Source organism: Achromobacter veterisilvae (assembly GCF_900496975.1).
GTDB lineage: Bacteria > Pseudomonadota > Gammaproteobacteria > Burkholderiales > Burkholderiaceae_B > Achromobacter > Achromobacter veterisilvae.
Window position 1 is genome coordinate 1 of the sequence record NZ_UFQC01000047.1, and the last position, 12,941, is coordinate 12,941.

The 12,941-nt window shown below is 68.5% G+C and carries 12 protein-coding genes and 1 pseudogene; 10 read left to right on the forward strand and 3 right to left on the reverse strand.

Going from position 1 to position 12,941, the window contains the following annotated elements:
* Nucleotides 1–351, forward strand: a pseudogene (locus AVE30378_RS28145) (hypothetical protein); the annotation flags it as partial.
* Between the two features lie 65 nt (nt 352–416).
* On the opposite strand, the gene AVE30378_RS28150 reads toward AVE30378_RS28145, so the two are convergent.
* On the reverse strand, nt 417–1,751 hold the full coding sequence (locus AVE30378_RS28150; RefSeq protein WP_129245864.1) for a DUF3100 domain-containing protein: 1,335 nt from the start codon (nt 1,749–1,751) through the stop codon (nt 417–419).
* Nucleotides 1,752–2,005: 254 nt separating this feature from the next.
* On the opposite strand from AVE30378_RS28150, the gene AVE30378_RS28155 reads away from it, so the two are divergent.
* The 4 genes from AVE30378_RS28155 (at nt 2,006) to AVE30378_RS28170 (ending at nt 5,853) form a co-directional block, all read left to right on the forward strand.
* Nucleotides 2,006–2,941: a LysR family transcriptional regulator gene (locus tag AVE30378_RS28155; RefSeq protein WP_129245866.1), complete on the forward strand. Its 936-nt coding sequence runs from the start codon at nt 2,006–2,008 to the stop codon at nt 2,939–2,941.
* A 76-nt stretch (nt 2,942–3,017) separates the two neighbouring features.
* Complete coding sequence (locus tag AVE30378_RS28160) at nt 3,018–3,209, forward strand: DUF2970 domain-containing protein (protein ID WP_129245868.1); 192 nt, start codon at nt 3,018–3,020, stop codon at nt 3,207–3,209.
* Between the two features lie 360 nt (nt 3,210–3,569).
* The gene (locus AVE30378_RS28165) at nt 3,570–5,312 is read left to right on the forward strand and encodes a nitrite/sulfite reductase (RefSeq protein WP_129245869.1); all 1,743 of its coding nucleotides are present in this window, start codon (nt 3,570–3,572) and stop codon (nt 5,310–5,312) included.
* Complete coding sequence (locus AVE30378_RS28170; RefSeq protein WP_129245871.1) at nt 5,305–5,853, forward strand: DUF934 domain-containing protein; 549 nt, start codon at nt 5,305–5,307, stop codon at nt 5,851–5,853. The genes AVE30378_RS28165 and AVE30378_RS28170 overlap by 8 nt, the downstream gene beginning before the upstream one ends.
* A gap of 21 nt (nt 5,854–5,874) precedes the next feature.
* On the opposite strand, the gene AVE30378_RS28175 is transcribed toward AVE30378_RS28170, so the two are convergent.
* Nucleotides 5,875–6,636, reverse strand: coding sequence for an IclR family transcriptional regulator (locus tag AVE30378_RS28175; RefSeq protein WP_129245873.1), 762 nt, complete (start codon nt 6,634–6,636; stop codon nt 5,875–5,877).
* 103 nt (nt 6,637–6,739) lie between these two features.
* Here AVE30378_RS28175 and AVE30378_RS28180 point away from each other — a divergent pair, with 103 nt between their 5' ends.
* The 4 genes from AVE30378_RS28180 to AVE30378_RS28195 are packed head-to-tail and all read left to right on the forward strand — an operon-like array spanning nt 6,740 to nt 10,853.
* Nucleotides 6,740–7,720 carry a Bug family tripartite tricarboxylate transporter substrate binding protein gene (locus AVE30378_RS28180; protein WP_129245875.1) on the forward strand — a complete coding sequence of 327 codons (981 nt, stop codon included), beginning with the start codon at nt 6,740–6,742 and terminating at the stop codon, nt 7,718–7,720.
* A 27-nt stretch (nt 7,721–7,747) separates the two neighbouring features.
* The gene (locus AVE30378_RS28185; RefSeq protein ID WP_129245877.1) at nt 7,748–9,265 is read left to right on the forward strand and encodes a class I adenylate-forming enzyme family protein; all 1,518 of its coding nucleotides are present in this window, start codon (nt 7,748–7,750) and stop codon (nt 9,263–9,265) included.
* On the forward strand, nt 9,262–10,047 hold the full coding sequence (locus tag AVE30378_RS28190; RefSeq protein WP_129245879.1) for a citryl-CoA lyase: 786 nt from the start codon (nt 9,262–9,264) through the stop codon (nt 10,045–10,047). The genes AVE30378_RS28185 and AVE30378_RS28190 overlap by 4 nt, the downstream gene beginning before the upstream one ends.
* On the forward strand, nt 10,044–10,853 hold the full coding sequence (locus AVE30378_RS28195) for an SDR family NAD(P)-dependent oxidoreductase (RefSeq protein WP_129245881.1): 810 nt from the start codon (nt 10,044–10,046) through the stop codon (nt 10,851–10,853). The genes AVE30378_RS28190 and AVE30378_RS28195 overlap by 4 nt, the downstream gene beginning before the upstream one ends.
* A 3-nt stretch (nt 10,854–10,856) precedes the next feature.
* Here the strand turns inward: AVE30378_RS28195 and AVE30378_RS28200 are convergent, their stop codons facing one another.
* Nucleotides 10,857–11,651, reverse strand: coding sequence for a MetQ/NlpA family ABC transporter substrate-binding protein (locus AVE30378_RS28200; protein ID WP_129245883.1), 795 nt, complete (start codon nt 11,649–11,651; stop codon nt 10,857–10,859).
* A gap of 176 nt (nt 11,652–11,827) precedes the next feature.
* Between AVE30378_RS28200 and AVE30378_RS28205 the strand changes: the two genes are divergently transcribed.
* Nucleotides 11,828–12,901 (forward strand): DUF6817 domain-containing protein, encoded by a 1,074-nt coding sequence (locus AVE30378_RS28205; RefSeq protein ID WP_129245886.1) that lies wholly within the window; start codon nt 11,828–11,830, stop codon nt 12,899–12,901.
* Nucleotides 12,902–12,941: the final 40 nt, after the last annotated feature.

Sequence of the window (12,941 nt, forward strand, 5' to 3'; positions counted from 1 at the left end):
GCCCCCGCCGCGCGCGACCGCGACGAAGCCGCGCGCATCGCCGCGCCGCGGCCGGACCTGGACGCGCTGCGCGACCAATACGCCGACACGCGCATGCGCCGGGCCGTCGCCGACTACGCGGCGCGGCCGGACGCGCCGGCGCAAGCGACGCACAGCGCGAACGACTGGGGCACGATAGAAGGACTGGCGCCGCTGCAGCCCTATCGCGTCGCCATGGGCAATCCGCAAGTGCAGGAATGGCAGGCCGCGGCCATCAAGGCGGCGGGCCTCGGCATTCCCAAGGTCGCCAACATCGGCGCCACGGAAAACACTACCGACAACGCGCGCTACCGGCCGGGCTTCGCGCCCTGACCCGGTCCGCGGCCAAAACGAAAAAAGCCCCTGGAAGGGGCTTTTTGCATCATGCCTGCCGATACTCAGTGGAAGAATTCGGCAATCATCGTCGCGCCCAGGAACGTGCCCGCGTTGGCGGCCAGGGACACCACCACGATCTTCCAGCCCAGCTTGCGGAAGGCGGGAAGGTCCTTCAGGATCGACAGGCCCGCCATGGCCAGGATCACGGTCGTGAAAGGCAGGAAATTGACCTTGCCCACCATCGCGATGATCTGGTCCGAATACGGCAGCACGCCGGGGCAGCCGGCCGTCATGGCGATCAGCGACAGCACGAACACGGCCGGCAGCTTGGGCACCACGCGCAGCACCAGGTCGGTGATGACGACCAGCAGGACGATGATGGCCATGCCCGGCAAGGCGTCCGCGAACGGCACGCCATAGCCCAGGCGGTTGCCCACCAGCGCGAACAGGCCGCACACGGCATAGGCGGTCAGGCGGTCGCCGAAGCCCATCTTGGCGCCGTGGGCCGGCACGTCCCCGGCCACGCTCTCCTCGGCCGCCGCCTGCGCCTTGCCGCGCGAAAAGCGGCCCAGCACAGGTTCCAGCTTGCCGTACAGGAAGATGGTGGTCGGCAGCGAGATGAACAGGGTGAAATACACGCCCACCACCGTGGTCAGCAGGTTGGCGGCGGCGGCCAGCGCGGCCACCTGGTGCGCGACCTCGGGCGTCTGCTGCGACGCGATCGCGCCCACGCCCGCGGCCATCATGCTGCCCGAGCCCACGCCGGCGCCCATGGCGAGCGAACGCGGATCGAAAATGTTCAGGCTGGTGATGAAGCCGGCCATCAACGCGACGAACAGCGCGCCGATCACGGTGCCGGTGATGTACTCGGCCATCACGCCGCGGCCTTCCGGCGAATTCATGCCATAGCGCTCGCCGATGATGGCCAGGCTGGGCTCGCGGCCCACCGAGAAGGTGGCGCCGATGGCTTCGCGCTTGATGCCCAGCAGCAGCGCCAGCGGCAGGCCGATGGCCATGGTGCCGAAGAAATGCCCGAACTCCTGGAACACCAGGGCCCAGCCGGCTTCGCGCACTTGCGGCAGGGCGCCGCCCACCATCAGGCCCAGCTTGGCCAGGAATGGCAGCAGCGCGTATTGCAGGTAGCCGCTGATGCGGGTCTGCATGGCCGTGTCGATGCCGGCGCCGGCGGGCAGGCGCTGGCCGAAGGCCGCCACGACCGCGCCGATGAAGATGGCCCACAGCATCGGCTGCAGAATGATCTTGCCCGGGCCCACCGTGAAGGCGACGCTGCCGATCGCTTCGGAAACGATCACCACCAGCAAGATGGCGGCGAGCATGCGGATGCGGCCCGAGAGCGGCATGGAGGGCGCGGCCAGGCTGGCGCTGGCGTGAGACATCGGATTCCCCTGATGAACGTGAATAGTCGTTGTGGCGGCTTGCCGCGGACCCGAGGACCGGCGGCGCGCGGCAGGGCCGATTTTCGCCGGGGGGCCGGCGGGCAACCATGACAACGCGGGGGCATTAGCGTTGCGTAAAATGCAACGCATAAGCTTTTCCTGGGAAAATTTTGCACGATCTTACTTGAATCAAGGGTAAACCCTAGGTTCGATCTGTGGATCTCCCGCCGCACTCCCGTCACGGAGCCCCCGCCATGGACGAAAAACTGGACGCCCGACGCACCCATTACTTCATGCAGGTCATGAGCCGCGGCTCCGTGCGCGGCGCCGCCGAAGCGCTGGACATGGATCCCTCGGCGGTCAGCCGGGCCATCGCGGCCCTGGAGCGCGATTGCGGCATGGCCCTCTTCGAACGGCGGGGACGCGGCGTGGTCCCCACCGACGCGGGCCACATCCTGGCCCGCTACGTCAAGCGCCAGCAGAACATCCAGGAGAGCTTTTTTTCGGAGATCGACAGCCTGCGCAAGGCCGAGCGCGGCCACATCGACCTGGTGCTGGGCGAAGGCTTCGTCGAGATGATGTTCGACCTGGTGCTGCCCGGCTACTGGCGCAGCCACCCCGAGGTCACGCTGGACATCGACGTCGCCCGCACCTCCGAGATCGTGCAGCGCATCGTCGACGACCGCGCCTATATAGGATTGGTGTTCCAGCCGCCCAACGACGCCCGCCTGCGCACCCACTACGCGCGGCCCGAGCCCATCCGGGCCATCGTCCGCCAGGACCACCCCCTGACCCGCCTGCGCCGCCCCCTGCTGCTGACCGACCTGGCCGACTATCCCGGCGCCTCGATGCAGGAAGGGTTCGGCGTGCGCCAGCATATCCAGGCCGCCGAAATCAGCGAACAGGTGCGGCTGCGCAACGTGCTGACCACCTCGTCCTTCAAGGCGCTCTGGCAGTTCGCCGCCGCCGGCATCGGCTACGCGCTGACGCCGCCCATCGCGGTCACGGCCGACATGCGCGCGCAGCGCCTGGCCAGCCTGCCGCTGGCCAACCCCATCCTCAACCAGGGCAGCCTGCAGGTGCTGAGCCGCGCCGGCCGCCATATCTCGCCGGCCGCGCGCGAACTGCTGGACCATATCGTGCGCGGCATCGGCGCCCCCGCCGCGCCGCCCGCTGATACGGTCGAGTAAGGCGCATCTGCATCTGTTTCCCCGGCCCGCCGCGGCCTACAGTGCCGGCATCCGCCATCACGCCAGGAGAAAAAACATGCTCGGTTTCTTGCGCACGGTCAAATCCGTGCTGTGGGGATTCTTCGGCGTACGGCGCGGCAAGGGCTACGATGCGGACATCGCCAACAACAAACCGGCCCTGCTGATCCTGACCGGCCTGCTGATGGCGCTTTGCCTGGTCGTCATCCTGGTATTGGTCGCCCGCTGGGCGGTGAACGCCGCGTTGTAAATTCGATTGCAGCAGATATGTGGTTGAAAAATAGCCGCCCCGCCGCCGAGCCGCCCCAAGCCGGGCCTGCCCCGCGAGGACAGCAAGCACGCAGAACGCACGCCGCGCGGGAGCTTATTCGTTGGACGACAGCCTCCGCAAAAATAGCCGGCCCGCCGCCGAGCCGCCCCAAGGCGGGCCAGCCCCCTCGGGGGGCAGCAAGCGAACGAAGTGCGCGCAGCGTGGGGGCCTAATTACTTTATTACCAGAATGACTTAGACGGTCGCGGCGGCTGCCTGTTACGGTTATGAATCCCCTTCCTGGCGCATTGCGCCCAGCGACCGCAGGGGCTCAGACCGAGAAGACTTCAAGGGCAGTGACATGTACGTGTATGACCCCGTCGACCAGCAGCTCGTCGAGCAGCGTGTGGCGCAATTCGCCGACCAGACCCGCCGCTTCCTCGACGGCCAGCTCACCGAAGACGAATTCCGCGTTCTGCGGCTGCAGAACGGCCTTTACATCCAGCGCCACGCGCCCATGCTGCGCGTGGCCATCCCGTACGGCATCCTGGCGTCGCGCCAGTTGCGCACGCTGGCGCACATCGCGCGCAAATGGGACCGCGGCTACGGGCATTTCAGCACCCGCCAGAACATCCAGTTCAACTGGCCCAAGCTCGAAAACGTGCCGGACATCCTGGCCGAACTGGCCACGGTGCAGATGCACGCCATCCAGACCAGCGGCAACTGCATCCGCAACACCACCACCGACCACTTCGCCGGCGTCGCGCCGGACGAACTCGTGGACCCGCTGGTCTGGTGCGAGATCATCCGCCAGTGGTCCACGCTGCATCCCGAATTCGCCTTCCTGCCGCGCAAGTTCAAGATCGCCGTCAGCGGCGCCGTGCAGGACCGCGCGGCCGTCGGCGTGCACGACATCGGCCTGCAGGCCGTCGAGCGCGACGGCAAGCTGGGCTTCCGCGTCTGGGTGGGCGGCGGCCTGGGCCGCACGCCCATCGTCGGCAAGCTGATCAACCCCTTCGTCGAATGGCAGGACCTGCTGACCTATCTGCAGGCCGCGCTGCGGGTCTACAACCTGCACGGCCGCCGCGACAACAAGTACAAGGCGCGCATCAAGATCCTGGTGAAGGACCTGACGCCGGAAGTCTACGCGCAGCAGGTCGATGAACAATGGCAGCTCATCAAGGGCGGCCCCGACACCATCACCCAGGAATTCGTCGACACCATCAAGTCCCGCTTCATCTGGCCGCAGTACGACGCCGCGGCCGCGCAGGACGCCGACAACACCGCCGCGCTGGCGGCCGCCGACCGCCGCTTCGCCCGCTGGCTGCGCACCAACGTGCATCCGCACAAGGCGCCCGGCTACGCCGCCGTCACCGTGTCGCTCAAGGCCACCGGCGTGCCCCCGGGCGACGTCACCGCCGACCAGATGGACGCCGTGGCGGACCTGGCCGACGACTACGGCTTCGGCGAACTGCGCGTCTCGCACGAACAGAACCTGATCCTGGCCGACGTCCGCCGCGCGCGCCTGCACGAACTCTGGACCGCGCTGGAAGCGCTGAACCTGGCCACCCCCAACGTCGGCCTGCTGACCAACATCATCGCCTGTCCGGGCGGGGACTTCTGCGCGCTGGCCAATGCCGTCTCCATCCCCGTGGCCGAAGCCATCCAGCGCCAATTCGACAACCTCGACTACCTGTTCGAGATCGGCGAGCTGGACCTGAATATTTCCGGCTGCATCAATTCCTGCGGCCATCACCACGTGGGCCACATCGGCATCCTGGGCGTCGACAAGGCCGGCGAGGAGTGGTACCAGGTCACCATCGGCGGCCGCCAGAACGGCGCGGCCAAGCCGCTGCCCGACATCGAATCGACGCGCGGCGGCGGCGCCGCGATCGGCCGCATCATCGGCCCCTCGTTCGCGCGCGACCAGGTCGCCGGCGTGGTCGACCGCCTGATCCGCACCTACCTGGGCCTGCGCGACAGCGAGGAAGAACGCTTCATCGACGTGGTGGACCGCGTCGGTATCGACCCCTTCAAGCAGGACGTCTATTCGGACCCCGCCTTCGCCAAACCCACGCAGAACGCGGAGCCCGCCCATGCCTGACATCTACGCCCACGACGCCCCCGGGCCGCACCTGATCCGCGAGGGCCGGCTGGAAGCCGACGCGTCCCGTCTCTTCACGCCCGAACCCGAAGTGCCCGCCGAAGGCCAGGTGCCCGACGACGCGCCGGGCTGGATCGTGCCGCTGTCCCTCTGGAAGACGTCGCGCGCCGCCCTGCGCCGCCACCGCCACCCGGTCGCGATCCTGCTGGAATCCGACGCCGACCTGCGCGACCTGGCCGAGCCCGACGGCACGCTGGATCCCGCCGGCATCGCCTTCATCGCCGTGGACTTCCCGGTCTATACCGACGGCCGCGGGTACTCGCTGGCGCAGTTGCTGCGCACGCGCTACCAGTGGCAGGGCGAACTGCGCGCGGTGGGCGACGTGATGATCGACACCATCCACTACCAGGCCCGCGTCGGCTTCGACAGTTTCCTGGTCAAGCCCGGCCACGACCCGCACAAGGCCCTGGAAGCCTTCAAGACCTTCACGGTGCATTACCAGAAGACCTACCGCGCGCCGGCGCCCGCGGCCGCCGCCTAGCGGCTGAACGGCCCGCTCCCGCTAGAAGGCGGGAACGGGCGCCAGTTGCGCGCGGATCAGGTCGGCGATGCTGCGCTGGCGCGGCGCCTGCATGCGGCCGATCAGGCTGGACACGCTGACCGCCAGGCGCGGATAGCCGCTGGCGTCGCACAGCGCCACCCCCACGCCCAGCACGCCCGGCACCGCGGCGTTGCCCACCACGGACCATCCGCGGCCCCGCGTGTTCTCCACCAGGCGCCGCATCTGCGCGACCGTCATGCCCCCGTAGGCGCGCAGCGCCTGCTCGTTCTGCGCCATCACCTCCTCGGCCTCGTCCGGCGGCAGCGCCGCCAGCAGCGCCAGCCCGGCCGCCCCCACTCCCAGCGGCTGCCGATGCCCTACCGTCACCGCCAGCACCTGCACGGGGTAATTCCCCACCTCCCGGTGCAGGCAAAGCGAATCATTGCCCGCCCGGCAGATGAGAAAAGCGGAATCGCCGCTCACGTCGCTGATCTGCCGCAGCACCGGCCGCAGGCCGCGCACCGCCTGGGCGTGCGGATCGCCGGACATCATCACGCCCAGCTCGGCCACGCGCCAGCGCGGCGCCTCTGATTCGCGCAGCGCATATCCCTCCTGCACCAGCACGTCCAGATAGCGATAGACGGTGGAACGCTGCATGCCCGCCGCGCGCGCGATGTCGACGACGTGCATCCCCGCCGCCCCGGCCTGGCGCAGCACCCCCAGCACGCGCAAGCCGCGGCGCAACACGCGCGGCCCCGCCCCTTCCGATTCTGGCTTGTTCAATTTCTGGACACGTTGCGTTGATGAGGGCTCTATCAAAGCCCAATATGAAGCGGGACAGACAAAGAGCTGTCCAAATATTAGACAAAACAGGACGGAGACAACAATGCATACATTCAGCAAGCGGTTGGCCGCGGCGGCGGCCCTGGCCACGGTCCTTACGGCCCCTGCCCTGGCGGCCAAGCCCTATCCCGAGCGTCCCGTGACGCTGGTCGTCGGCTATGCCGCCGGCGGCGCCACCGACATCGTCGCGCGCCTGATGGCGAAGTCGCTCACGGAGGAACTGGGCCAGACGTTCGTCGTCGAGAACAAAACGGGCGCCAACAGCAACATCGGCGCGGAAATCGTGTCGCGCGCGGCGCCGGACGGCTACACGCTGTACGTCGGCTCCATCGCCAACACGATCAACCGCACGCTCTACAGCCAGTTGAACTACGACTTCGTGAAGGGGTTCGAGCCCGTCGGCCTGCTGGCCACCATTCCCAACATCCTGGTGGTCAATCCCAAGCTGCCGGTCAAGACGGTGCAGGAATACATCGCCTACGCGAAGAAGAATCCTGGCAAGCTGACCTGCGCCTCGTCCGGCAGCGGCTCCTCCATCCACTTGTCGTGCGAACTGTTCAAGATGCAGACCGGCACGGACATCCTGCACGTGCCCTACCGCGGCAGCGGCCCGGCCGTGGCCGACCTGCTGGGCGGCCAGGTGGACTCCATGTTCGACAACCTGCCCTCGTCCCTGCCGCACGTTCAGGCCGACAAGCTGCGCGCCATCGGCGTGACCTCGCCCCAGCGCCTGGATTCCGTCCCCGGCACGCCCACGCTGGCGGAGTCCGGCCTGCCCGGCTTCGACGTGGAGTCCTGGTTCGGCCTGGTGGCGCCCGCGGGCACGCCCAAGCCGGTCATCGACCGCCTCAACCAGGCCATGAACAAGGCGCTGGCCAATCCCGCCCTGCAGGCCTCGTACAAGCAGGCCGGCTTCTACGCGCCGCAACCGCCCAACTCGCCCGAATCGTTCGGCAGGAAGATCGCCAGCGAGATCGACAAATGGGGCGCGGTCGTCAAGAACGCCAACCTCAAAGCCAACTAAGGCCCGTCCACACAGCAAGGAGCACAGGTGTACCCGATCGATTTCTTCTTCCGCGCCGCCGAGCAGTATCCGGACCGGATCGCGCTGGACGGCCCCGAGGGCCAGGTGACGTACGCGCGGCTGGCCGCCGAGGTCCGCGCGCTGGCGGCCGCGCTGCAGGACCTGGACCCGGCGCCGCAGACGCGCGTGGCGATCTGCGCCGGCAACTCCGCGCGGCACATCCTGGCGCTGCTGGCCGTGCTGGCCAGCGGCAAGGTGTGGGTGCCCCTCAACTACCGCAGCACCGAGCGCGAGATCGGGCGCATCCTGGACGCCACCGAGCCGTCCATCGTGATCGTGGACGGCACGGGCGCGCCGCTGGTGCCCGAAGCCCAGGCGCCGCAAGGCCGGCGCCATATCCACCTGGACGACGCGGCGGCGCCGCTGGCGCTGGACGCCCTGCTGGCCCGCCATGCCGGGCGCGCGCCGCAGCGCCATGCGCTGCCGCGCCACGCCACCCAGGCCATCAAGTTCACCGGCGGCACCACCGGCCTGCCCAAAGGGGTGATGCAGCCCTATCACGCCTGGAACGCCGGCATCATCAACCAGATCGCCAACTGGGAACTCACGCACGAAGACCGCTACGTCGTCGCCGCGCCCATCACGCACGGCACGGGCACCTACCTGCTGCCCGTGCTGGCCCGGGGCGGCGCCCACCTGCTGCTGGACACCGTCAATCCGGCCAGCATCACGGCGGCTTTCCGCGAACGCGGCGGCACGCTGAGCTTCATGCCGCCCACGCTGATCTACATGATCATGGCGCAGCCGGGCGTCTCGCACGCCGACTTCCCACGCCTGCGCAACCTGATCTATGGCGGCGCGCCCATGCCGGTGGAGAAAATAGACAAGGCGCGCGCCTTTTTCGGCCCGGTGCTAGGCACCACTTACGGGCAGACCGAGGCGCCGCAGATCGTCACCGCGCTGCGGCCCGCCGACCTCGAGGCGCCCGAGAACCGCGCCTCGGTCGGACGCGCCACCTGGCTGTCGGACCTGGCCATCATGGGCCCGGATGGCGCGCTGCTGCCGCGCGGCGAAATCGGCGAAGTCGTGGTGCAGGGCGACCTGGTGATGTCCGGCTACTGGCGCCTGCCCGAGAAAACCGCCGAAACGGTGGTGGACGGCTGGCTGCACACCGGCGACACGGGCCTGATCGACGCGCGCGGCTTCCTGTTCCTGAAGGACCGGCTGCGCGACGTCATCATCACCGGCGGCTTCAATATCTATCCGGTGGACGTGGAGAACGCCCTGTCCGCGCATCCCGCCGTGTACGAATGCTCGGTCTTCGGGCTGCCCGACGAGAAATGGGGCGAGGCCGTCCACGCCGCCGTCCAGTTCCATTCAGGCGCGCAGGCCAGCGAGGACGAGCTCAAGGCGCACGTGCGCGGCCTGCTCGGCCCCGTGGCCACGCCCAAGCAATTCCACATCCACGACAGCCTGCCGCGCTCCAGCGTGGGCAAGGTGCTGAAAAACGCCGTGCGCGACGCGGCCCAGAAGGAGACGCCATGAAAACCCCCGAAACCCGCCTCTGCGCCCATCACCTCACCGGTATGTCCTACCGGGACGTCGACCTGGTCGAGGACCTGATCGGCAAGAAGACCTTCACCGAAGTCATGATCATGCAGATCCTGGGCCGCGAAGCGCGCCCCGTCGACCTGCGCATCGTCGACGCGGTGCTCGTCACCCTGATGGAACACGGCATGACGCCCAGCGCCATCGCCACGCGCCTGATCTACATGAGCGCGCCGGAAAACCTGCAAGGCGCGGTCGCCTCCGGCCTGATGGCGGTCGGCAGCCAGTTCGTCGGCACCATGGAAAACTGCTCCCGCCTGCTGGACCGCATCCGCCAGGCGGCGGACGGAGAAGCCGAGGCGCTGGCGATCGCCCGCGAATTCCGCGAATCGCGCCGCGCCCTGCCCGGCTTCGGCCATCACCTGCACAAGCCCGACGACCCGCGCTCGATCAAGCTGCTGGCGCTGGCGGAAGCCGAGCCCGACCTGAAGGGCGAGTCGCTCAAGGCGCTGCGCCTGCTGGCGTCCGCGATCGACGCGACCTACGGCAGGCACATCACCATCAACGCCACCGGCGCCGTGGCCGCGCTGCTGAGCGAGATCGGCGTGCCCACCGACCTGATGCGCGGCTTCGCCGTCATCTCGCGCGCCGCGGGACTCGTGTCCCACGTGGCGGAGGAACAGCAAAGCCCGTCCGGCCGCTACATCTGGGAAACCATAGACCACGCCATTCCCTACGTCGGCGCGGGCAAGACGCACCAGGGCGAAGGCCAGCCATGACGGCCGGCCATGAACTCCGGCTCGCGGGCAAGATCGCGCTGGTGGCCGGGGCCGGCTCCTCGGCCGCCGGCTGGAGCATCGGCAAGGCAAGCTGCGTGACGATGGCGCGCCAGGGCGCCGCCATCGTCGCGCTGGATGCCCAACTGGAAGCCGCCGAAGACGCCGCCCACGAAGTCGAAAAGGCCGGCGGCAGCGCCCTGCCCGTGCAGGCGGACGTGGCCGATCCCGCCGCCATGCGGGCCGCGGTGGACGCCGCCCTGCGCCGGTACGGACGCATCGACGTGCTGCAGGCGAACGCCGGCATCGGCAAGGTGGGCGGCCCGGAGGACATCTCGCTGGAAGACTGGGACCGCATCCAGCAGGTGAACGTGACCAGCCTGCTCATCGCCACGCGGCTGCTGGCGCCGCTCATGCGCGAACAAGGCGGAGGGGCCATCGTGACCGTGTCATCCGTGGCCGGCATCCGCTACACGGGTTATCCGCACCTGGCGTACAGCGTGAGCAAGGCAGCCGTGATCCACTTCTCGCGCATGGCCGCGCAGCAGTATGCCGCCGACCGCATCCGCGTGAACACGGTGATTCCCGGCCTGATCGATACGCCGCGCGTGGCGAAGAACGTCGCGCGCATGTTCGACGCCGACGCCCGCGCCGCCAGCGCGGCCCGCGACAGGCAGGTGCCCATGGGCCGCATGGGCACGCCCTGGGAAGTGGCGAACGCCGTGGCGTTCCTGGCCTCGGACGAAGCGTCCTACATCACCGGCACCGAACTGGTCGTGGATGGCGGCCTGACGGGCAAGTACGCCTAGGGCTTACCAGGACGTCGAGTAGGCGCCGGGGAACTGCTTCGCGACGAAAGCCTTCACCTCGTCCGACTGGTACGCCTTGATGAAGCGCGCGATGCGCGGATCGTTCTTGTTGTCCTCGCGCGCGGCGATCACCACGGCGGCGAACGGCGCGTCCTTGCTTTCCAGGGCCAGCGCGTCCTTGGCGGGCGACAGGCCGGCCGGGATCGCGTAGGCCGAGTTCACCGCCGCGGCATCCACGTCGGCCAGCGAATGCGGCAGTTGCGCGGCCTCGATCTCGATGAACTTCAGGTTCTTCGGATTCTGCGCCACGTCGAACAGCGACGCCGTCACGGTCACGCCGTCCTTCAGCGTGATCAGCTTGGCCGCCTGCAGCACGAGCAGCGCGCGCGCGCCGTTGGTCGGGTCGTTCGGAATGGCCACCTTGCCGCCTTGCGGCAGATCGTCCAACGACTTCAGCCGCTTGGAGTAGATGCCCATCTGCTGCACCACGGCGGTCGCCACCGGCGCCAGCTTGTAGCCGCGCGCCTTGTTCTGCGATTCCAGGAAGGGCCTGTGCTGGTAGATGTTCAGGTCCAGTTCCTTGGCGTCCAGCGCCGCGTTCGGCTGGATGAAGTCGCTGAACTCCACCAGCTTCACCTTCAGCCCGTCCTTGGCCGCCACGCGCTGCGCGACTTCGCCGATCTGCGCGTGCGGGCCGACGGTCACGCCCACCGTCAGTTCGGCGTCCTGCGCCATGGCCGGGGCGGCGGCAAAAGCGGCCAGGGCGGTGGAAACGGCCAGGAAATGGCGTAGGCGCATGCTTGTCTCGCTGAGTCTATAAACAGGACCTCGCATTCTAGTGAGCGTCCTTCAAAACCGGAAGCGATGAATATTCATATTGATATGTGCGTTCCGATATAAAGCGCCGCGCCATGACAAGCCCGCGGCATCCGGACACAATACGGGATTGCCTTCATTCATCGTTGATCCCTTCCATGTCCGCCACCACCGAACTCCACCCGCATGCGCGCGCGCTGCTTGCCGATCACTACGCCGCGGTGGATCCCGACCTGCCCGCCCTGCTGGACCTGCTGTTCGCCCGCAGCGCCGGAGAAGACTGGCACAAGGCCGGCACCTTCAAACATCACCTGCTGGGCGTCTACCGCACGCTGGCGCTCTGGAACCAGCCGCGCGAAGTCCGCCTGCTGGGGCTGTTCCACAGCGTCTACGGCAACGAATACGTGGACCTCACGCTGTTCGACCGCGAACGCGAGCGCGGCACGCTGCGCGAGGCGCTGGGCGCCGAAGCCGAGGAATGGGTAAGCCTGTTCTGCGCCATGCCGCGCACCAAATTCGTCCAGGCCGTGCTGCAAGGCCAGGGCGCGGGCCCGGACGGCCTGAAGCTGGAGGGCGCCAACGGCCAGGTCCATGTGCTCACGCCGCGCCAGGTCGCCGCTTTCATCGTCGTCTCGGCCGCCGACATCGGCGAACAATGGCATAGCTGGCAGGACGAGATCTTCGCCGGCTATCCGCAGCAGCAGCGCCGCGACCTGAAGACGAACTGGGCCGCGTCGCTGTGGCCCGGCCCGCTCAAACCGCCGTCGAACATCCTGTCGATGCTGTCGCACCTGCTGGCGCCGCTGTCGCGCATGCCGGGCGACACCGGCATTCCCGTCCCGCCCGCGTTCGACGGCTGCCGCGCCACGCTCAGCCCGCGCGACGAGGCCGCCGCCAGCGCCCTGTACTGGCAGGTCGTCACCCGTATGCATCCAATGACCGAAATGGACAGCGCGCGCCACCTGCTGGAAGCGGCGGTGGCGCACAATCCTTGGGTGGGCGAACCGCGCCTGCTGCTCGCGCAACTGGCCCTGACCGCGGGCGATTTCGACGCCGCCCAGGCGCACGCCGCCGCCGGACTCGCGGCCCTGCAAGCCTGGGGCACGGCGTGGGACAAGCGCATCGAATGGGCCGGCTGGATGGCCTGGGCCCGCATCGAACTCCAGAACGCCCGCGCCCGGCAATGGCCGGAGAACCTGGCGGCGCTGAACGGGCTGGGGTTGGTCCAGTAGCGGGAAGGCGCTTTTTTTGCCTTGGGACGGTCCGACAGCA

Coding starts and splice junctions, on each gene's coding strand:
- AVE30378_RS28180 (WP_129245875.1), top strand. CDS start 6,740: ATGCATACATTCAGCAAGCGGTTGGCCGCGGCGGCGGCCCTGGCCACG.
- AVE30378_RS28200 (WP_129245883.1), bottom strand. CDS start 11,651: ATGCGCCTACGCCATTTCCTGGCCGTTTCCACCGCCCTGGCCGCTTTT.
- AVE30378_RS28190 (WP_129245879.1), top strand. CDS start 9,262: ATGAAAACCCCCGAAACCCGCCTCTGCGCCCATCACCTCACCGGTATG.
- AVE30378_RS28195 (WP_129245881.1), top strand. CDS start 10,044: ATGACGGCCGGCCATGAACTCCGGCTCGCGGGCAAGATCGCGCTGGTG.
- AVE30378_RS28155 (WP_129245866.1), top strand. CDS start 2,006: ATGGACGAAAAACTGGACGCCCGACGCACCCATTACTTCATGCAGGTC.
- AVE30378_RS28165 (WP_129245869.1), top strand. CDS start 3,570: ATGTACGTGTATGACCCCGTCGACCAGCAGCTCGTCGAGCAGCGTGTG.
- AVE30378_RS28170 (WP_129245871.1), top strand. CDS start 5,305: ATGCCTGACATCTACGCCCACGACGCCCCCGGGCCGCACCTGATCCGC.
- AVE30378_RS28150 (WP_129245864.1), bottom strand. CDS start 1,751: ATGTCTCACGCCAGCGCCAGCCTGGCCGCGCCCTCCATGCCGCTCTCG.
- AVE30378_RS28160 (WP_129245868.1), top strand. CDS start 3,018: ATGCTCGGTTTCTTGCGCACGGTCAAATCCGTGCTGTGGGGATTCTTC.
- AVE30378_RS28205 (WP_129245886.1), top strand. CDS start 11,828: ATGTCCGCCACCACCGAACTCCACCCGCATGCGCGCGCGCTGCTTGCC.